The organism is Streptomyces sp. NPDC025638, assembly GCF_055558775.1.
Map to the genome: position 1 here is coordinate 198,260 of NZ_JBVHLX010000012.1, position 19,505 is coordinate 217,764.

Below are 19,505 nucleotides of genomic sequence, written 5' to 3' on the forward strand. Positions count from 1 at the left end.
ACTCGTTCGGGTGATAGTCGCCCGGCCCGGCTCACAGCGGCACGATGTCCGGCGCCCCCAGCCGCGCCGCGTCCGCCGTCTGGTCGTCCGGCTGGAGCTGCGACTCCCGCTCGGCCTCCACCCGCTTCTCGTAGTGCTCCACCTCGCGCCCGATCTGGTCCTTGTCCCAGCCGAGGACGGGCGCCATGAGCTCGGCGGCCTCGCGGGCGCTGCGGGTGCCCCGGTCGAAGGTCTCGATCGAGATGCGGGTGCGGCGGGTCAGCACGTCGTCCAGGTGCCGTGCGCCCTCGTGCGACGCCGCGTAGACGACCTCGGCGCGCAGATAGTCGTCCGCCGCCTTGAGCGGTTCGCCCAGGGAGGGGTCGGAGGCGATGAGGTCGAAGACCTCCTCCGCCATCGAGCCGTACCGGTTCAGCAGGTGTTCCACCCGTACGACGTGCAGCCCGGTCCGCGCGGCGATCCGCGCCCGCGCGTTCCACAGCGCCCGGTAGCCCTCGGCGCCCAGCAGCGGAATGTCCTCGGTGACGCATTCGGCGACCCGCATGTCGAGACCGTGCACCGCCTCGTCGACCGCGTCCTTGGCCATGACCCGGTACGTCGTGTACTTGCCGCCCGCGACGACCACCAGCCCCGGCGCCGGATGCGCCACGGTGTGCTCGCGCGACAACTTGCTGGTGGCGTCGGACTCGCCGGCCAACAGCGGGCGCAGTCCCGCGTACACACCCTGGACGTCGTCGCGCGAGAGCGGCACCGCGAGGACCGAGTTGACGTGCTCCAGCAGGTAGTCGATGTCGGCGCTGGACGCGGCGGGGTGGGCCTTGTCGAGGTCCCAGTCGGTGTCGGTCGTACCGACGATCCAGTGGCGGCCCCACGGGATGACGAACAGGACGGACTTCTCGGTGCGCAGGATCAGACCGGACGTGGAGTGGATGCGGTCCTTGGGCACGACCAGGTGGATGCCCTTGGAGGCGCGGACGTGGAACTGTCCCCGCTCGCCCACCATCGCCTGGGTGTCGTCGGTCCACACGCCGGTGGCGTTGACGATCTGCTTGGCGTGGATCTCATACTCGCCGCCGCCCTCCACGTCCTGCACCCGGGCGCCGACGACCCGTTCGCCCTCGCGCAGGAAGCCGGTCACGCGCGCACGGTTGGCCGCCTTCGCGCCGTACGACACCGCCGTGCGCACCAGCGTCGCCACATACCGGGCGTCGTCCATCTGCGCGTCGTAGTACTGCAGCGCGCCGACCAGGGCGTCCTTGCGCAGGGCGGGGGCGACGCGCAGGGCGTGACGGCGGCTCAGGTGGCGGTGCACCGGCAGGCCGCGGCCGTGGCCGCGGGCCATCGACATGGTGTCGTAGAGCGCGACGCCCGACCCGGCGTACAGGCGCTCCCAGCCCTTGTGCTGGAGCGGGTACAGGAACGGCACGGGCTTGACCAGGTGGGGGGCGAGCCGCTCCAGCAGCAGTCCGCGTTCCTTCAGGGCCTCGCGGACCAGGGCGAAGTCGAGCATCTCCAGATAGCGCAGGCCGCCGTGGACCAGCTTGCTGGATCTGCTGGACGTGCCCGACGCCCAGTCACGGGCCTCGACCAGTCCCGTGGACAGACCGCGGGTCACCGCGTCCAGCGCGGTGCCGGAGCCTACGACTCCACCTCCCACGACCAGTACGTCCAGCTCACGCTCGGCCATGGCCGCCAGTGACTCGGCGCGCTGTGCCGGCCCCAGTGTCGCTGTCCTCACCGCTGCCTCCCGCTGTCGATCACATCGAATCGCGTCGGCCGCACCCGGTGGGCGAAGCCCGGCCCGTCTCCTCCTGCCCAAATTCTGACCGGGATGCCCGACTTCAGCCACCACTCGCCCCCAGCCTGTGGACAACAGACGCGGAACCCCCGGAAGACACAGGGAAACAATCCCGCATAAGGGTCATATTTACTCCTAGTCTGACATTGCGCTCGCCCGTCCTGTCCACCGGGCTTGCGCACCTGTCCCGCATCGGTTACTGGGAAGGACGGCCCACCCCCATGCCCGCAGACCTCGCCGTCATCGGACTCGGTCCCTACGGCCTGCCCCTCGCCCAGGCCGCGGTGGCGGCCGGAATCCCCACCCTCGGATACGCCACCGGGCCCGAGGCCGGCCCGCTCAGCCCCGCCGAACTGCGCCGGATGCTCGCGGGGGGCTTCCGGCAGGCCAGTGACCCGGCGGGGCTGGGCCGGGTGCGCACCGCGGTGATCTGCGCGCCGACCCCGCGCAGTGCGGACGGCGGGCTCGACCTGGCCCAGGTGGAGGCGGCCGCCCGCACCCTGGCCGAGCGGCTGCGCCCGCACACCACCGTGATCCTGGAGTCGCCCGTGTGTCCGGGCACGACCGAGGAATTCCTGCGGCCCCTGCTGGAGGAGGGCTCGGGGCTGCGCGCGGGCCGGGACTTCCACCTCGCCTACGCGCCGAGCCGTGTCGACCCCGGCAACCGCGACTTCACCCCGGCCAACACCCCCAAGGTCATCGGGGGCCTCACCCCCGCCTGCACGGAGTCGGCGGCCGCCTTCTACACACGGCTCACCGACAAGGTCGTACGCGCGCGTGGACCGCGTGAGGCGGAGACGGTGCAGCTCCTGGAGAGCAACTTCCGGCACGTCAACATCGCGCTCGTGAACGAAATGGCCGTCCTGTGCCACGACTTGGGTGTCGATCTGTGGGACGTCATCCGCTGCGCGGAGACCAAGCCGTTCGGTTTCCAGGCCTTCCGGCCGGGCCCGGGCGTCGGCGGCCCCGGCGTCCCGCAGGACCTGACGGCTCACGCGGGGCGCACGCTGCGCATGGTGGAGCTGGCCCAGCAGGTCAACAGCCGGATGCCCCGGTACGTCGTCCAGCGCGCCGCGGCCCTCCTGAACGAGCACGGGAAGTCGGCCCGTGGCGCGCGCGTGCTGCTGCTCGGCGTCACCTACAAGGCTGACCTCGCCGACCAGCAGGGCACACCCGCCCATGAGATCGCTGTCCGGCTGATGGAACTGGGCGCCTCCGTCAGCTACCACGACCCCCTCGTGCCGTCCTGGAGCGTCCTGGACCGTCCGGTCCCGCGCGCGGACTCCCTCTACGAGGCCGCGGCCGACGCCGACCTGACGATCCTGCTCCAACAGCACCGCACGTACGACCTCCAGGGCCTGACGGTAAAGGCCCAGCTACTGCTGGACACCCGGGGGGCCACGCCTACGGGGGCCGCGCACCGGCTCTGAACGGGAAAACTCCGGGGGCGTTGTCGGTGGGGCCTGTTAATCTCCACCACGTTCGCCGCACGCGTGTGCGTGCGCATTGCTTTGCCATCCAGTTTTCCAACCGGCACGCCCGGTCGGTCTTTCGTGTCCCGTGGGGGGATCTCTGTCATGAGCCAGTCAGCTCCGCCGCCTCAGCCGCAGCCCGGCCCGGTCGACGGCAACCCGTACGCCCAGCAGCCGGGTGCCGTACCACCGCCCATGGCGCCGCCCGCGCCGCGCAAGGACAACATCGCGCTCGGCCTGGTCGCTGCCCTCGGCGCCGCCGTGGTCGCCGCCGCGATCTACGGCGTCGTCATCGGTCTCACCAAGCACGAGATCGGCTGGGCGGCGGTCGGCGTCGGCTTCGTGATCGGCGTGGCGGCCGGCAAGCTCGGCGGCCGCAACCCCGCGCTGGCCGTCGTCAGCCCCATCCTCGCGCTGGGCTCCGTCTACATCGGCCAGTTGGTCGGCGAGGCCATGATCGGCGCCGACGCCGTCAACAGGAGCTTCAACGAGATCTTCTTCCAGCACTTCGACGTCGTCCAGGAGGCCTGGAAGGCCGACGCCGACCCGCTGACCTTCGTGTTCTTCGCGATCGCCGCATGGGCCGCGTTCTCCGGCGCCAGAAAGGCCGCGGCCTGACCGGCGCACGGGTTGTGCACCGCGGCGCGTGAGGTGCAGAGCCGCCGGGCTGGTGGCGTGGGGGATCACGCGCCACCTTGGGGGCCGGTGGAGTCCACCGCAGCGGGTACTGCGGCAGGCTCCTGGATGGATCACGGAGTGTCCGCCCCTAGGTTCCTTGGGGGCGGCCGCTCACCATCCGAAAATCCGCAAGATCCACCTCCTCCGGCACTTGACCGTCCACAGACGGATTCGGTCCCAGCGGGTGGGCTTGCGGTGGCGGCCCATCGGCGCCCCCTTCCACGACACCGCCCAGTAGCCCGGTGGACGGTCCGTCGGAAATCGGGCCGGGCCACGAGGAGCTGGGGCCCGGAGCCGTGTCCTTGGAAGGGGGCACCTCAGAAACCTGGGGCGCCGACACGGACGTTATCGCCCTCGGCCCTGCTCACCAGCCCGTTTTCGCCCCGAAGGCAACCACACACCCCCGCACCACCCCACGCGCCCTCTCAGGCCCACTCGGCCCCGCTCGGGCATGCGAAAGGGGCCGATCACCTCGTCAGGCGACCGGCCCCCGTCACGTCGTACGGACTACCGCTTGTGCTGCGAGTCCGCCACCGTCACCTCGACCCGCTGGAACTCCTTCAGCTCGCTGTAGCCGGTCGTGGCCATGGCGCGGCGCAGGGCGCCGAAGAAGTTCATCGAGCCGTCGGGGGTGTGGGACGGGCCGGTGAGGATCTCCTCGATGGTGCCGACCGTGCCCAGGTCGACCTTCTTGCCGCGCGGCAGTTCCTCGTTGACCGCCTCCATGCCCCAGTGGTGGCCCTTGCCGGGCGCGTCCGTGGCGCGGGCCAGCGGGGAGCCCATCATGACGGAGTCGGCGCCGCAGGCGATCGCCTTCGGGAGGTCGCCGGACCAGCCGACGCCGCCGTCCGCGATCACATGCACATAGCGGCCGCCGGACTCGTCCATGTAGTCGCGGCGGGCCGCGGCCACATCGGCGACGGCGGTGGCCATCGGGACCTGGATGCCCAGCACGTTGCGCGTGGTGTGCGCGGCGCCGCCGCCGAAGCCCACCAGGACGCCGGCCGCGCCGGTGCGCATCAGGTGCAGGGCCGCGGTGTAGGTGGCGCAGCCGCCCACGATCACCGGGACGTCGAGCTCGTAGATGAACTGCTTCAGGTTCAGCGGCTCGTGCGAGGACGAGACGTGCTCCGCGGAGACCGTCGTACCGCGGATGACGAAGATGTCGACGCCCGCGTCCACGACCGCCTTGGAGAACTGCGCCGTGCGCTGCGGGGAGAGCGCGGCCGCCGTGACCACGCCGGAGTCGCGCACCTCCTTGATGCGCGCGCCGATCAGCTCCTCCTTGATGGGGGCGGAGTAGATCTCCTGGAGGCGGCGGGTGGCCGCCTCGGCCGGCAGCTCGGTGATCTCGTCGAGCAGCGGCTGCGGGTCCTCGTGCCGGGTCCAGAGGCCTTCGAGGTTGAGGACGCCCAGACCGCCGAGCTCGCCGATGCGGATCGCGGTGGCCGGGGAGACGACCGAGTCCATGGGGGCGGCCAGGAAGGGCAGCTCGAAGCGGTAGGCGTCGATCTGCCAGGCGATCGAGACCTCCTTCGGGTCCCGCGTACGGCGGCTGGGGACGACGGCGATGTCGTCGAAGGCATACGCCCGGCGGCCGCGCTTGCCGCGCCCGATCTCGATCTCAGTCACGATTGTGGCCTTTCCCTGATGCGTTTCAGCGTCTTCCAGTATCGCCGACGGGCACGGCACCGCTCTCGCGCAGGTACGACGAGGGCGGCCCCGAATGCTCCGGGGCCGCCCTCGTCGGCGTCTCAGCCGTGGAAAATCCGCTCCACGCGCGCGTGCGTCACTTCCGCGTGTAGTTCGGCGCCTCGACCGTCATCTGGATGTCGTGCGGGTGGCTCTCCTTCAGACCCGCGGAGGTGATCCGCACGAACCGGCCGTTGGTCTGCAGCTCCGGCACGGTCCTGCCGCCGACGTAGAACATCGACTGGCGCAGACCGCCGACCAGCTGGTGGACGACGGAGGACAGCGGGCCGCGGTAGGGCACCTGGCCCTCGATGCCCTCGGGGATCAGCTGCTCGTCGGAGGCGACGCCCTCCTGGAAGTAGCGGTCCTTGGAGAACGACTTGCGGTCGCCACGGGACTGCATGGCGCCCAGCGAGCCCATGCCGCGGTACGACTTGAACTGCTTGCCGTTGATGAACAGCAGCTCGCCCGGCGACTCCTCGCAGCCCGCGAGCAGCGAGCCCAGCATCACCGTGTCGGCGCCCGCGACCAGGGCCTTGGCGATGTCGCCGGAGTACTGCAGACCGCCGTCGCCGATGACCGGGACACCGGCCTCCTTGGCGGCGAGGGACGCCTCGTAGATCGCGGTGACCTGTGGGACGCCGATGCCGGCGACGACCCGGGTCGTGCAGATGGAGCCGGGGCCGACGCCGACCTTGATGCCGTCGGCGCCCGCGTCGACCAGGGACTGGGCGCCGTCGCGGGTGGCGACGTTGCCGCCGATGACGTCGACGCCGGAGGAGTTGGACTTGATCTTGGCGATCATGTCGCCGACCAGGCGGGAGTGGCCGTGCGCGGTGTCGACGACGATGAAGTCGACGCCGACCTCGATCAGGGCCTGGGCGCGCTCGAAGGAGTCACCGGCGACACCGACCGCGGCGCCGACCAGCAGGCGGCCCTCGGAGTCCTTGGCGGCGTTCGGGTACTGCTCGGCCTTGACGAAGTCCTTGACCGTGATCAGGCCCTTGAGGATGCCGTCGTCGTCGACCAGCGGCAGCTTCTCGATCTTGTGCTTGCGCAGCAGTTCGATGGCCTCGGCGCCGGAGATGCCGACCTTGCCGGTGACCAGCGGCATCGGCGTCATGACGTCGCGGACCTTCTGGCTGCGGTCCGACTCGAAGGCCATGTCACGGTTGGTGACGATGCCGAGGAGCTTCTTGTTGCCGTCCGTCACCGGGACACCGCTGATGCGGAACTTGGCGCACAGGGCGTCGGCCTCGGCGAGCGTGGCGTCGGGGTGCACCGTGATCGGGTCGGCCACCATCCCGGACTCGGAGCGCTTCACCAGGTCGACCTGGTTGGCCTGGTCCTCGATGGACAAGTTGCGGTGCAGTACGCCGACGCCGCCCTGGCGGGCCATCGCGATCGCCGTGCGCGACTCGGTGACCTTGTCCATGGCGGCGGACAGAAGCGGGATGTTGACCCGCACGTTCTTGGAGACGTACGAGGCGGTGTCGATCTCGTCGGGTGCCATGTCCGACGGGCCCGGCAGCAGCAGCACGTCGTCGTAGGTCAGCCCGAGTGTCGCGAATTTTCCGGGCACTCCGTCGACGTTGGCAGTCATGACACCTTCCCCAAATGGCCTTGATCGGTGCGGATGTCCATGCTAACGGGAAGCGTGGCTCACTCATTCCACGGTTCTGAGTGACTTCGGGCTTCGTATATTCGTACGGAACGGACGGCCCGCCTGTTCAAAGAAGGGGCTTACTGCACAGGGGTTACTGCTCGGCAAGCGCCCGCAGTCTGCTCAGCGCCCGGTGCTGGGCCACCCGTACCGCTCCGGGTGACATTCCCAACATCTGACCCGTCTCCTCCGCGGTCAACCCCACGGCGATCCTCAGCAGCAGCAGTTCGCGCTGGTTCTCCGGAAGGTTGGCCAGCAGTTTCTTGGCCCACTCGGCATCGCTGCTGAGCAGCGCGCGCTCCTCGGGACCCAGGGAGTCGTCCGGGCGCTCCGGCATCTCGTCCGAGGGAATGGCCGTGGAACCGGGGTGGCGCATCGCGGCGCGCTGCAGGTCGGCGACCTTGTGCGAGGCGATGGCGAAGACGAACGCCTCGAAGGGGCGGCCCGTGTCCCGGTAGCGGGGCAGGGCGAGCAGGACCGCGACGCAGACTTCCTGCGCGAGGTCCTCGACGAAGTGCCGGGCGTCGCCGGGAAGCCGGGACAGCCGGGTGCGGCAGTAGCGCAGGGCCAAGGGGTGGACATGGGCGAGCAGGTCGTGCGTGGCCTGCTCGTCCCCGTCGACGGCGCGACGCACCAGGGCACCGATCACCCCGTGGGCCGTGCCCGCCTCGTCGTCGCGCATCGGTCCATGGTGCCTTGCGGCCGTCCGGTCCGTCGCATCGTGCCCGTGGTTGTGCACTGAAGCGTTATGAGCAGGTGCGCCGGAACTCATCCCCTGCGCCCTCCCCTTCCGCTCGAACGACTCGTCCCCGAGAGACTCCACACCTCAAGGATGCGGCATCCGCGGCGAAACGAGCAGCGGGCGCCCGGTCGGCCCCGCCCGCCACACGGCAGGCGGGGAAACCCGGACCGTCCGCACCCCCGCTACGGTTCACTCTCCTACCGGACCAGTCCCCACCGGAAACCGAGCGCCACCGCGTGCGCACGGTCCGAGGCGCCGAGCTTCTTGAACAGGCGTCGGGCGTGGGTCTTCACCGTGTCCTCGGAGAGGAACAGCTCCCGGCCGATCTCGGCGTTGGAGCGGCCGTGGCTCATGCCCTCCAGCACCTGGATCTCGCGCGCGGTGAGGGTGGGCGCGGCGCCCATCTCGGCCGAGCGCAGCCGGCGCGGCGCGAGCCGCCAGGTCGGGTCGGCGAGGGCCTGCGTCACCGTGGCGCGCAGTTCGGCGCGTGAGGCGTCCTTGTGCAGATAGCCCCGGGCGCCGGCGGCCACCGCGAGGGCCACGCCGTCGAGGTCCTCGGCGACGGTGAGCATGATGATGCGCGCGCCGGGGTCGGCGGACAGCAGCCGGCGCACGGTCTCGACGCCGCCCAGTCCGGGCATGCGTACGTCCATCAGAATCAGGTCCGAGCGGTCGGCGCCCCAGCGGCGGAGGACTTCCTCGCCGTTGGCCGCCGTCGTCACGCGCTCGACGCCGGGCACGGTCGCGACCGCGCGGCGGAGCGCCTCTCGGGCAAGCGGGGAGTCGTCGCAGACGAGGACGGATGTCATGGCCGCCCTCCGCAGCTGATGCGCGTCACCTTGTGCCTCCAGGCTGGTACGGAATCGTCACCTGTGCGGTCGACCGTCTCGGACGCCTGCCCGAGCTCTTGTGTTTTCAACCGCCTCCGCACTCTCAACGACGGTCACTCGAAAGAGTTACGGGGCTGCCTGCCATCTTCGGCACTCTACGTGAGGGGGCGGACACGGTGCAGACATGCCCGACAGACCCTCAACTTTTCATCACAACCTATGCCCCGTTTAGCCCATTTTTTTCCCGTTTCACGGTGTCTAGGGCTAGATTCGCAATGAGTCATATTTTCATCTCCTTAGACCGGAGATGTACGGTCGTTGGCACCGTATCCGCCCAGAACGGCTACAAGGGGTCACGTAATGGCAGATTTCTCCCGCCTTCCCGGACCGAACGCGGACCTGTGGGACTGGCAGCTCCTGGCTGCCTGCCGTGGGGTCGACAGTTCGCTCTTCTTCCATCCGGAAGGTGAGCGCGGGGCGGCTCGGAGCGCTCGAGAGAACTCGGCGAAGGAGGTCTGCATGAGGTGCCCGGTCCGTGCGGAGTGCGCGGCGCACGCGTTGGCCGTGCGCGAGCCGTACGGCGTGTGGGGCGGCCTGACCGAGGACGAGCGCGAAGAGCTCATGGGGCGGGCAAGGAACCGGCTGGTGTCGGCTTCCACGTCCAACGGGGACGCCGCCTCGCACGACTGAAGGAACGTTTTTTCATAGAGCGACACATCACCGCACCGGGGCACGCGTACGCGTGCCCGCTTTTCACTGCCTGCGAGCCGCCCCCGCCAGCTGCTCCAGCGTCGCCGCGACCGCCGGCACCTGGGCCAGATCGGGCAGCGTGAGGGCGACGATCTCCCGCCGCACCGCCGGTTCCAGCGCCACCGTGCGCGCGCCCCTGGGACGTACGGACTCGATCGCGAGCTGAGGCAGGACGGCGACGCCGAGACCCGCGCCCACCAGGCCGACCACCGCCGGGTAGTCGTCGGTGGCGAAGTCGATACGAGGCGTGAAGCCCGCGCCCTCGCAGACCTCCACCAACTGACCGCGGCAGCGCGGACAGCCGGCGATCCAGGGCTCCCCGGCGAGTTCGCCGATCGCGACGGACTCCGCGCGCGCGAGGCGGTGCCGTTCGGGCACCAGGCCGACCAGCCGGTCCGTCAGCAGCGGCCGTACGACGAGGTCGTCCCACTCCTCGGCGCCCGCCGCGCCCTCGTACCGGAAGGCCAGCGCCACGTCGCAGTCGCCCTCGCGCAGCAGTTCCACGGACTTGGGGGGCTCGGCCTCCTCCAGGGAGACCCGGGTGCCGGGGTGCGCGGCGCGCAGGGCGGCGAGGGCGGTGGGGACGAGGGTGGAGCTGCCGCTGGGGAAGGAGACCAGCCGCACCCGGCCCGCGCGCAGGCCGGCGATCGCGGCGACCTCCTCCTCGGCCGCCGTGAGCCCGGCGAGGATCCCGGAGGCATGCCGGACGAGTGCCTCGCCCGCCTGGGTCAGCCGCATCTCGCGGCCGCTGCGGACCAGCAGCGGGGTGCCGACCGAGGCCTCCAGGGCCTTCATCTGCTGGCTGACGGCGGGCTGGGTGCAGCCGAGCTCACGCCCCGCCGCCGAGAAGGAGCCGGTGGTGGCGACGGCGCGCAGGACGCGGAGATGACGGGCCTCGATCACCCTCCGATCATAAGTCACCCTTGGGCATGTCGCCCGATAATGCGTCGACGCTTTGAGGCCCACTCCCTTACCGTGGGGACATGAGGCTTCTCTCGGTGAACCTGGGCCGCGCGCGGGCAGTGGAGTACACGGACCAGCCCGAGGGCCTGACCGGCATCGACAAGCGGCCCGTCGACGGGCCGGTGCGGGTGACGGCACCCGGCCCCAAGGGCACGGCCGGAAGCGGGCTGGCCGGGGACTCGGTGTGCGACCTGCGCCACCACGGCGGCAACGACCAGGCGGTGTACGCGTTCGCGCGCGAGGACCTCGACGACTGGGAGCTGGAGCTGGGGCGCACGCTCGCCAACGGCGCCTTCGGGGAGAACCTCACGACCGAGGGCCTGGACGTGTCCGGCGCCCTGATCGGCGAGCGCTGGCGGATCGGCCCGGCCCTCGTGCTGGAGGTGACCTGCGGACGCATTCCCTGCCGCACCTTCCAGGCCCATCTGGGCGAGCGGGGGTGGGTGAAGCGGTTCACGCAGAAGGGTGCGCCGGGTGCCTACCTCCGGGTGATCGAGCCGGGCGAGATCCGGGCGGGCGACCGGGTGGAGATCGTGCACCGGCCGGACCACGATGTGACGGTGGCGCTGCAGTTCCGTGCGGAGACCACCCGGCGGGAGCTGCTGCCGCGCGTGCTCGCCGCGGGTACGGCCCTGCATCCGGAGGCACTTGAGGAAGCGCGGAGGTACGTGGCGAAGTACCCCGGCAAGCAGGGGCCGCGGCATGAGCCCTGAGCCGCCGTCACGACACGGACTCCGTCCGTCCGGGTAACTACTCTTGGGCCATGACAACGGCTCTGATTACGGGATCGACCGCGGGGATCGGTGCCGCGTTCGCGCGGCGGCTGGCGGCCGACGGGCACAACCTCGTCCTGGTGGCACGGGACACCAAGCGGCTGCACGAACAGGCGACCGAGCTGCACGACCGGCACGGCATCGAGGCCGAGGTGCTGACGGCCGACCTGGCCGAGGACGCCGGCATCGAAACGGTCGCCGCGCGGCTGGCCGACCGCAGGAACCCGGTCGACCTGCTGGTCAACAACGCGGGCTTCGGCAACAAGGGCCGCTATCTCGATGTGTCGATGGCCGACGAGCTGCGGATGCTCAAGGTGCACTGCGAGGCGGTACTGCGGCTGACCTCGGCGGCGGCGGAGGCGATGCGCGAGCGCGGGCGCGGCGGGGTGGTGAACGTCGCGTCGGTGGCCGCGTTCGTCCCGCGGGGCACGTACGGGGCGTCCAAGGCGTGGGTCGTGCAGTTCACACAAGGCGCGGCGAGGGACCTGGCGGGCAGCGGCGTACGGCTGATGGCGCTGTGCCCCGGCTTTGTGCGCACGGAGTTCCACGAGCGGGCCGGCATGGGCACGGACAACATCCCGGGCTGGATGTGGCTGGACGCGGACAAGCTGGTCGCGGCGGCGCTGGCCGATCTGGCGCGCGGGAAGTCGCTGTCCATCCCGGACCCGCGCTACAAGACGCTGATGGGTCTGGTGAAGGTGACACCCCGGGCGCTGCTCGGCGGGATCACCTCGAAGACGGGACGCAAATACGGGCCCCAGTAGGCCGATCGGGAGGCCGTCGGCAGCAGGCTCCGCCGTGTGCGAGGCCGGACGGCGAGGCCGGACGGGCAGGTCGAAGAGGGAGCTGTCGGGGCCGGGCAGGCGGCGGCAGGCTGAACGTCAGACGTACCGGGCGGCCCACTGGTGAGGCGCCCGGGTTCTCCGCCCCGCCCTACCTTCGAGGAGACTCCCATGGCGCTCACTGCCGCCCGGACGGCCCACAGCGGCGCGTCCACCATGCCCGCGGGCCGTTCCGACCTCGCGGTGCGCTCGCGCCTCGCCGCGTTCAACGCCTTCCTTCTCAGCGGTCTCACCCTGTGGCTCGGGCTGGTGACGCTGAACAACCTGAACGACTTCGGCACCAACCGGGCACTGATCAGCCGCATGCTGACCATGACCGACCTGCTCCACGACCCGGTGCGCGGCAACGGCCTGCAGTGGCGGGCGCTGCCGGACTCGATGGCGACACCGACCCTGATCGGCGTCATCGTCTACGAGATCCTCACGGTCGCCCTGCTCGCCCGGGCCGCCGTGCTGCAGGTGCGCAGGGCCCGCGGCCTGCACGCCGGCATCGTCACCACACGGCACACGAACCTGGCGCTGGGCGCGTTCATCGGCCTGTTCCTGCTCTTCCTGTCGGGCGGCATGTGGTTCGGTTACTGGATCTACATCGGCGCCGCGCAGCAGGTCCACTTCACCGGCCTGATCATCGGTCTGCTGGCCGCGCTCCTGGTCAATCTCCCCTCGGTGACCGGGGCGCAGCAGGAGCAGTGAGCCAGCCGGTGACCGGCGCCCCGTCGGCGGTCCGTCCGATACTCCTTCTTCCCCAAAAGGAGTACCGGAAGGACCGCCGATGGGGCATGTGTGCCCGGTCCGGCGTTCATTACCGTCCTTGGCCATGGGGGTATACACCGCACGACTCAGCGCTCAGCTCATACATGACGGCACGGAGCTCGTTCCTCTTTCCGGCACCCACGGCATCACCCGGCACCGGAAGGGTCTCTGCTTCCGGCTCTTCGTCCAAGAAGCACGCCCCAGCGTCCAGTTCATCTTTCTGATGCGGTTTCTGGCCGGGGCGGTCCTGGCGGTCGACGGACGGTTCTCCGGTCTCGGGGCGCCCGTGGTCGTGGCGGGGATCGGCTGGGTGCTCGCGACGTTGTTCACGTACGGCATCAACGGGGTGTGTGACGTACACGAGGACCTGGTCAACAAGACGGGCCGGCCCATCGCCCGGGGAGAGCTGCCGCCCGGGATCGCGGCGGTGTGGACCTGGCTGTGCGCGGCCGGTTCCGTGATCGCGATGCTGTCCACCGGCAGCACCCTGCTCACCGCGTACGACCTGCTGTTCCTGCTGCTCGGATACGCCTACTCCGCGGCCCCGTTCCAGCTGAAGCGGACCGCTGCCGGAGCCTCCGGCTCGGTGCTCCTGATGGGGTTGCTGACCTATGCCACGGGGTGGACGGCCGCCGGGCGGACGCTGCCCACGGGACCGGATCTCGCCGTCGCGGCAGCGATGTCGCTCTGGATGGCGGCGGTGGGCGCGGTCACCAAGGACTTCTCGCACGTCGCCGGCGACACGGCGGCCGGGCGGCGCAGCTCGGTCACCGCCTGGGGCGACGGGACGGCGCGGCTCACCGGAGCCGTCGGGGCGCTGGCGGTGGCCGGGATCTTCGCGGCCGTGGCCGCGCACCGTCCCGCGCTGCTGGGACCGGCGGCCGGCGTGCTGCTCTGCGGTGCGGTCGCGGTCGCGGTCCTGTGCCGTACGACCCGGGGGAACGAGGCCAGGGGGCGTACTCCGTACCGTGCCTTCATGGTGACGCAGTACCTGACACATCTGACGCTCTTCGCGACGCTCGGCTGGGCGGCGGCGTAAGCCCGTGCCGCTCGACCCGGGTTCGCCCGCCTTCCGGCCTGGTGTGCACGTGTCTCCCCGGAATCCCCGTGGGACGCGGACACACCGGGCCGTCGCGTCGCGCTCAGGACCGGCGGCGCAGGCCCGCTCCGAAGCGGGGTTCGGCGGGGAGGCGGCCCGGTGCGGGGATCAGCCGGCGTTCGACCGCCTTGTTGACGGCGTCGATACGGGAGACGGCGTCGAGCTTGGCGAAGATGTTGCGCATGTGGCGCTTGATGGTGCCCTCGGCGATCCCGAGCCGCACGGCGATCTGACGGTTGCTCATGGCCTGTGCGACCAGGCCCAGGACTTCGGCCTCGCGATCGGAGAGAATCCCCTCGGGCGTGGCCGGTTCGGGGCGCAGGCTCGCCGGTGAGACGGACACCGTGACCGTGCGCCCGCTGCCGCCTTCGCCGTCGCGTACGGCGGAGACCAGCGTCTCGCGGCCGGCGCTCTTGTGCAGATAGCCGCTGACCCCCAGCCGCAGCAGCTCCTGCACCAGCTGCTGGCCGTCGTACATGCTGAGCACGATGATGCGCAGGCCGGGGTCTCGCTCCAGGAGTCTGCGGACGGTCATGGGCGGGTCGTTGCGGGGCATCTCGATGTCGAGCAGGACGACGTCGGGGCGGTGTTCGGCGGCGAGCCGGACGGCGTCCTCGCCGTTGCCCGCCTGGGCCACCACCTGGAATCCGGGCTCGGTGCGCAGCAGGTCGCACAGGGCTTCACGCAGCAAGGTGTGGTCGTCCGCGACGAGGATGCGGACGGTGTCGCCGAGTTCGCCGCCCGCCATGGGCCTGTGGTGGTCGCTCACCGGACGCCGTGGCCTTCCTTGATGGGTATCCAGATGGTGACGTGGGTCCCGCGACCGCGTGCCGAGTCGATGTGCAGGGTGCCGTCCACCAGGTCGGCCCGCTCCTGCAGTCCGGTCAGCCCGTTGGCGCGGCGGCCCGCGCGGGTCTTCGCGACGTCGAAGCCGAGGCCGTCGTCGATGATCTCGGTCTGGATCTCGTGCGGAGCGATGTCGATGTGGACCACGATGTTGCCCGCCTCCGCATGCCGGAAGGCATTGCGCAGGCATTCGCGGACCATGATGAACAGCTCCTCGGACACCGGCTGCGGAATCCATTCGTCAAGGCCGCGCACCCACACCCGGACCGGGGCGACGGAGTCGCCCATCGAGGCCACGAACTGGCTGATCGCCTCCTCCAGGCAGCCGGAGACGGACGGACGGCGCAGTTCGGTGACGAGTTCCCTGGTCCGCGCCAGCGTTTCCAGAATGGCCGCCTGGGCGGACCGTACGGTCGGGGGCACGTCGCCGCCCCGCCGGCTCAGCTCGACCTCGTAGAGCTCCAGTTGGCGCATGGCCAGGCTCAGCGAGTTGCCGACCTGGTCGTGGATCTCGCGGGCCAGTTTGCGGTGGCCCTGTTCGTGCACCTCACGGACCCGGCCGAGCATGAAGGAGTCGTACGCGATCGAGCCGACCTCGAGGCGGCGGCCGATGCCCTGCTGCAGGGCGCGGACGGCGGCGGTGTACCCGTTGACCCGCTCGGAGTCGTTCTCGCCGACGTCCTCGATGCTTCTGAGCAGGTATTCGAGCACCGCGTCGAAGAGGATGACACCGGCGCGCACCGAGTGGGTGAGGTGGATGCTCTGCTGGACGCGAATCCCGCCCAGGTCGACCACTTCGGCGATCTGGCTGTCCGTGACCGTGGTCCGTCCGAGCGCGAGGCTCTCGGCGCAATCGGCGAAAATTCGACGGGCCTGAAGCTCGCACTGTTGCCACACCTGGGTGGTGCCGACGAGCGGACTGCTGATGGCGCGCAGGCGTGCCGCGTAAGCGGCGACGGCCGCGTCCTCGTACGACCTGAAGCGGCCCGCGGAAATGGCGCTGAGACGGTCGGTACGGCTGCCCATGAATTCGCCCAAGACGTTCTCCTCCCCCGTGGCCCAGAGCCACCCCCGCGGCGTCCGATCCGGGTGCAGAGTAAGCCCAATCAGCAGTGATTTCACAGAAGGTGGCGCAAAAGAGCCCCTTCGGAATTCACTTGAAAAAACAACTGGATGGCCGACGAAAACAGGCCCGGCAGCGGGGGACTGCCGGGCCTGTCGGGGGGATGGCTGCTTGCCGGGTCCGGCGCGAATGCTCTGGCCCGGGCGGACGCTACGAGCGGCGGCGGAGCACCGCGGCGCGCACCTTCAGGAGCGTGGGGAGCAGGGCGTAGACCACGGCCGGGACGACCACACCGGTGACGATCAGGTTGCGCAGCAGCACCGGGAGGCCCATGACATAGGGGCCGATCAGAAGCTGCGCGACGGTGAGGGCCGCGAAGACCGACAGCCAGGTGAACAGGAACCGGGTGTGGATGGAGGGCAGCGCCGCCGGGGACGCGGCCTGGGCCCGCGCCGGAGTCCGGGGAGCGGCGGCCGTCGCGGCGGTGGCGGTCTCGGCGGTGACGGCGGGGCGGGAAGCGACGGTGGTCATGACGGATTCCAATCCGGTCGGCGTCTGCGCGGCTGAACTTCTGGATCGCTGGATTGCTCTGCCGGCTCTGGAGCCGGTTGGCGCGGGGTGTTGCTGAGTCCTGGGGCCGGGGCTGTGGTGCCTTGCCCGCGGCGACACCACAACTAAAGCAACCAACCAGTTGGATGTCAACCAGCTAGTTGGTTGGCTATTGGGGGTGGGGCGTCCTAGCCTGGAGCCATGACACGGGACTCTGGCCACACCAAGGAGCGGCTGCTCGCCGCCGCCACCGAAGAATTCGCAGCTCACGGGATTGCCGGCGCGCGCGTCGACCGCATCGCCGCGAACGCGGGGGTCAACAAGGAGCGCATCTACGGCTACTTCGGCAACAAGCAGAAGCTCTTCGACGTGGTCGTGGCGCGCGCCCTCGACGAGGTCGCCGAGGCCGTGCCGCTCCAGGGCGGGGACGATCCGGCCGAGTACGTGGGGCGGGTCTACGACTTCCACCGTGACAACCCCGTGCTCGTGCGGCTTCTGCTGTGGGAGGGCCTGCACTACCGCAACGACGTGCTGCCGGGGGAGGACAGCCGGCGCGGTCATTACGAGGACAAGATCGCTGCGCTCGCGCAGAGCCTTGGGCTCCCCCGGGCCCTGGGCGAGGAGGCGTCCGCCGAGGTCGCTCCCGTGCTGCTGACCCTGATCGGCCTGGCCGTATGGCCTCACGCGGTGCCGCAGATGGCCCGGCTGATCCTGGGCACGGCCGCGCCCGAGGTGGATCTGCGCGAGCACGTGGTGGAGTTCGCGAGACGGGCCGTCGCGGGGGCGCGCGCCGGGGTCTGACGCCGGGGGGATCCGGGGCGGGGCCCGTGCCCGGGGCGGGACCGTCGTACTGCTGTAGCAGGCCGGGATGGCGGTGGAAGCCGTACCGTGCCATCGCGACCGGATGGCTGCCGCGGGCCGGGATCCGTGGCCGGGCACCGGGCCACCGCCCCTGCACGGCTCCAGGCCCTCCCCCTCCCCGCACATCCAGGCTGGGGCACCGGTCCGGCGCTTCCCGTGCTGGATTTCGTCCGGCGGCCACGCCACGCCCCCGCGCCCGAGCTGCCGTTGCACTGCTCACGGGCGGGCCCGTCCGTGCTCGGGGCACAGGAGTCCGGACCGGCACCGGCCTTGCCGCCCCTGCGACGGCACCGCTCGGCTCGGGCCGCGTCCTTCTCCTCCCAGGACATCAGGCGACCGAGGCATCCCCCTACCACTTTCGGTCCGTCCGCCCCCCGTCTTGGAGGCACTGGCCCCCTGCGCGGGCCACGGCGGCTCTAGCGTCTGCGGCATGGAAGGCCCACGGGGGGCACCGCCGAGGACCCAGAGGACCCATGGAGGTAAGGCCACCATGTCACCGCACCGCGCTGCTCTCGAGGCAGTCGCCGCCCAGCCCTTGAACATCGTTCTCTCCATCCGCGACGATCTGCAGCGCTACGGACTCGAAGGCATGCTGAGGTCCCTCCGCGAGGTCGCCGCCTGCCATCCCTTCGCCGACCTCACGTCCGCCGTGGACGCCGTGCGTGACCCGGCGACCGACCTGCTGATCGTGGCCCCCGAGGCAACGGACCTGGACCCCGACTCCGTACTGCACCGCGTGGCCGCCTACGGAGTGCGCGTGCTGCTGCTCCTGCCCGACCTGGACTCCGTGGACCTGGACCGGGTGGCGTCCCTGTCCGGCGCGTCGCTGCTCTGCTCGGACGGCCTTCAGATCGAGGACCTGCACAAGGTGCTCACCGCGATGGGCGAGGACGAGGTCCACATACCGGCCGCGCTCACCCGCCTTCTGCTCCAGCTCGCGGGGCGCGGCCGCGGCGCGCCGCAGGCCGTCCCGGCGCCGCCCCGGCTGACACCGCGGGAGCGTGAGGCGCTCGGGCATCTCGTCGAGGGCCTCAGCAACAAGCAGATCGCCCGCCGGCTGCACATCTCGGAGCACGGGGTGAAGCGACTCGTCGCCAGCATCCTCGCCAAGCTGAACTGCCCCAACCGCACGCTGGCAACGGTCCGCGCCCTGCGCGAGGGCCTGTGCGCCCCGGCGGCGCAGCACCCCACGGGCCGCCCCGCCCACCGCTCCTCCCAGGACGGCGATGTCCGCCCCGTCCCGTCGGCCACCGGCCAGGTGGTTGCCTCCTCCCTCACGAACGGCAGGTAAGCCCCTCCATGTATCCCGACAGCACTCCCCACAGCGCTCCCGCGGCCTTCTTCGACGTCGACGAGACCCTGGTCAACACGAAGAGCATGTTCCACTTCCTGCGCTTCTGGATGGCCCGGCACGGCGACGACGGCAGCGGCTACGAAGCCGTCATGGCCGGCGTACACCGGGCAGCAGCCTCCGGCGTGCACCGCTCGGAGATCAACCGGGCCTACTACCGGCGGTTCGCCGGCGTACCGTACGAGGCCCTGCTGGAGGCCGGGCGGGACTGGTGGCAGCAGTACCGCCGAGGATCCGCCGCCGTCGTCGTCCCGGCCTGGGCCGCGGCCACCCGGCACCGCAAGGCGGGCCATCTGCTGGTCCTGGTCTCGGGGTCGTTCCGGGGCTGTCTGGAGCCGCTCGCCGAGGATCTCGGTGCGCACCGCATCCTGTGCTCGGAACCCCTGCTGGACGCCGACGGCCGGCTGACCGGCGAGGTCGCACGGCCGATGATCGGCTCGGTCAAGGCGGACGCCGTGCGCGAGACCGTCGTGGAGCTCGGCCTGGTCGCCGCGGACTGCAGCTGCTACGGCGATCACTCCAGCGACCTGGACATGCTCGGCACGGTGGGCAACCCGGTGGTGGTCGGCGGCGACCGGGTGCTGCTCGAGCACGCCCAGCAGCTCGACTGGCCCGTCCTGCCCGCCACCCCCGGACACCTGCCGTCTCCGGACGCCTCGCCCACGCGGCTGCTGACCGCGGCCGAGCGACGCTGAGCGCTCCGCCGGAAGTGCCGCGATGCGCGTCCGGTCCCTTGTGGCGCCGTCGTGGCCGGTCGCACCCGCACGCGGCGGACCCGTG

Annotated in this window: 19 protein-coding genes; 10 read left to right on the forward strand and 9 right to left on the reverse strand. The window is 70.9% G+C overall.

The genetic code is table 11. From position 1 onward, the window contains the following. Positions 1-31: 31 nt before the first annotated feature. Positions 32-1,738, reverse strand: a complete 1,707-nt coding sequence (locus tag ACZ4EG_RS29300; RefSeq protein ID WP_467792716.1) for a glycerol-3-phosphate dehydrogenase/oxidase — start codon at positions 1,736-1,738, stop codon at positions 32-34. Positions 1,739-2,019: 281 nt separating this feature from the next. On the opposite strand from ACZ4EG_RS29300, the gene ACZ4EG_RS29305 reads away from it, so the two are divergent. Beyond that, the gene (locus ACZ4EG_RS29305; RefSeq protein ID WP_467792717.1) at positions 2,020-3,228 is read left to right on the forward strand and encodes a nucleotide sugar dehydrogenase; all 1,209 of its coding nucleotides are present in this window, start codon (positions 2,020-2,022) and stop codon (positions 3,226-3,228) included. A gap of 147 nt (positions 3,229-3,375) precedes the next feature. Beyond that, on the forward strand, positions 3,376-3,888 hold the full coding sequence (locus ACZ4EG_RS29310) for a hypothetical protein (protein WP_467792718.1): 513 nt from the start codon (positions 3,376-3,378) through the stop codon (positions 3,886-3,888). Positions 3,889-4,455: 567 nt separating this feature from the next. On the opposite strand, the gene ACZ4EG_RS29315 is transcribed toward ACZ4EG_RS29310, so the two are convergent. From ACZ4EG_RS29315 to ACZ4EG_RS29330, 4 genes are all read right to left on the reverse strand, one after another. Then, positions 4,456-5,580 carry a GuaB3 family IMP dehydrogenase-related protein gene (locus tag ACZ4EG_RS29315; RefSeq protein WP_363293717.1) on the reverse strand — a complete coding sequence of 375 codons (1,125 nt, stop codon included), beginning with the start codon at positions 5,578-5,580 and terminating at the stop codon, positions 4,456-4,458. Positions 5,581-5,737: 157 nt separating this feature from the next. Next, a complete protein-coding gene (gene guaB, locus ACZ4EG_RS29320) occupies positions 5,738-7,243 on the reverse strand; it encodes an IMP dehydrogenase (protein WP_453551243.1) in 1,506 nt (501 codons plus the stop codon). Between the two features lie 154 nt (positions 7,244-7,397). Next, positions 7,398-7,985, reverse strand: coding sequence for a sigma-70 family RNA polymerase sigma factor (locus tag ACZ4EG_RS29325; RefSeq protein WP_453551245.1), 588 nt, complete (start codon positions 7,983-7,985; stop codon positions 7,398-7,400). Between the two features lie 257 nt (positions 7,986-8,242). Next, positions 8,243-8,854 carry a response regulator transcription factor gene (locus ACZ4EG_RS29330; protein WP_003948568.1) on the reverse strand — a complete coding sequence of 204 codons (612 nt, stop codon included), beginning with the start codon at positions 8,852-8,854 and terminating at the stop codon, positions 8,243-8,245. A gap of 381 nt (positions 8,855-9,235) precedes the next feature. On the opposite strand from ACZ4EG_RS29330, the gene ACZ4EG_RS29335 reads away from it, so the two are divergent. Continuing rightward, a complete protein-coding gene (locus ACZ4EG_RS29335; RefSeq protein ID WP_363293715.1) occupies positions 9,236-9,565 on the forward strand; it encodes a WhiB family transcriptional regulator in 330 nt (109 codons plus the stop codon). Between the two features lie 63 nt (positions 9,566-9,628). Here the strand turns inward: ACZ4EG_RS29335 and ACZ4EG_RS29340 are convergent, their stop codons facing one another. Beyond that, on the reverse strand, positions 9,629-10,528 hold the full coding sequence (locus ACZ4EG_RS29340; RefSeq protein WP_453551248.1) for a LysR family transcriptional regulator: 900 nt from the start codon (positions 10,526-10,528) through the stop codon (positions 9,629-9,631). A gap of 80 nt (positions 10,529-10,608) precedes the next feature. Between ACZ4EG_RS29340 and ACZ4EG_RS29345 the strand changes: the two genes are divergently transcribed. The 4 genes from ACZ4EG_RS29345 to ACZ4EG_RS29360 all read left to right on the forward strand — a co-directional run bounded on the left by ACZ4EG_RS29345 (position 10,609) and on the right by ACZ4EG_RS29360 (position 13,995). Then, the gene (locus ACZ4EG_RS29345) at positions 10,609-11,301 is read left to right on the forward strand and encodes an MOSC domain-containing protein (protein WP_467792719.1); all 693 of its coding nucleotides are present in this window, start codon (positions 10,609-10,611) and stop codon (positions 11,299-11,301) included. A 50-nt stretch (positions 11,302-11,351) separates the two neighbouring features. Beyond that, on the forward strand, positions 11,352-12,125 hold the full coding sequence (locus ACZ4EG_RS29350; protein ID WP_453551253.1) for an SDR family NAD(P)-dependent oxidoreductase: 774 nt from the start codon (positions 11,352-11,354) through the stop codon (positions 12,123-12,125). 189 nt (positions 12,126-12,314) lie between these two features. Continuing rightward, the gene (locus tag ACZ4EG_RS29355; protein WP_390710169.1) at positions 12,315-12,896 is read left to right on the forward strand and encodes a DUF2165 family protein; all 582 of its coding nucleotides are present in this window, start codon (positions 12,315-12,317) and stop codon (positions 12,894-12,896) included. 124 nt (positions 12,897-13,020) lie between these two features. Beyond that, positions 13,021-13,995, forward strand: coding sequence for a UbiA family prenyltransferase (locus ACZ4EG_RS29360; RefSeq protein WP_467792720.1), 975 nt, complete (start codon positions 13,021-13,023; stop codon positions 13,993-13,995). Between the two features lie 103 nt (positions 13,996-14,098). Here ACZ4EG_RS29360 and ACZ4EG_RS29365 read toward each other — a convergent pair whose 3' ends face one another. From ACZ4EG_RS29365 to ACZ4EG_RS29375, 3 genes are all read right to left on the reverse strand, one after another. Next, a complete protein-coding gene (locus ACZ4EG_RS29365) occupies positions 14,099-14,803 on the reverse strand; it encodes a response regulator (RefSeq protein WP_467792796.1) in 705 nt (234 codons plus the stop codon). A gap of 17 nt (positions 14,804-14,820) precedes the next feature. Then, positions 14,821-15,939, reverse strand: a complete 1,119-nt coding sequence (locus ACZ4EG_RS29370) for a sensor histidine kinase (protein ID WP_467792721.1) — start codon at positions 15,937-15,939, stop codon at positions 14,821-14,823. Between the two features lie 235 nt (positions 15,940-16,174). Next, entirely contained in the window at positions 16,175-16,495 is a 321-nt protein-coding gene (locus ACZ4EG_RS29375) for a hypothetical protein (RefSeq protein WP_390732493.1), read from the reverse strand. 219 nt (positions 16,496-16,714) lie between these two features. Between ACZ4EG_RS29375 and ACZ4EG_RS29380 the strand changes: the two genes are divergently transcribed. The 3 genes from ACZ4EG_RS29380 to ACZ4EG_RS29390 all read left to right on the forward strand — a co-directional run bounded on the left by ACZ4EG_RS29380 (position 16,715) and on the right by ACZ4EG_RS29390 (position 19,420). Next, a complete protein-coding gene (locus ACZ4EG_RS29380) occupies positions 16,715-17,314 on the forward strand; it encodes a TetR/AcrR family transcriptional regulator (protein ID WP_453551262.1) in 600 nt (199 codons plus the stop codon). Between the two features lie 550 nt (positions 17,315-17,864). After that, positions 17,865-18,665, forward strand: coding sequence for a helix-turn-helix transcriptional regulator (locus tag ACZ4EG_RS29385; RefSeq protein ID WP_467792722.1), 801 nt, complete (start codon positions 17,865-17,867; stop codon positions 18,663-18,665). Positions 18,666-18,673: 8 nt separating this feature from the next. Continuing rightward, the gene (locus ACZ4EG_RS29390) at positions 18,674-19,420 is read left to right on the forward strand and encodes an HAD family hydrolase (protein WP_467792723.1); all 747 of its coding nucleotides are present in this window, start codon (positions 18,674-18,676) and stop codon (positions 19,418-19,420) included. The last annotated feature ends 85 nt before the right edge of the window (positions 19,421-19,505 follow it).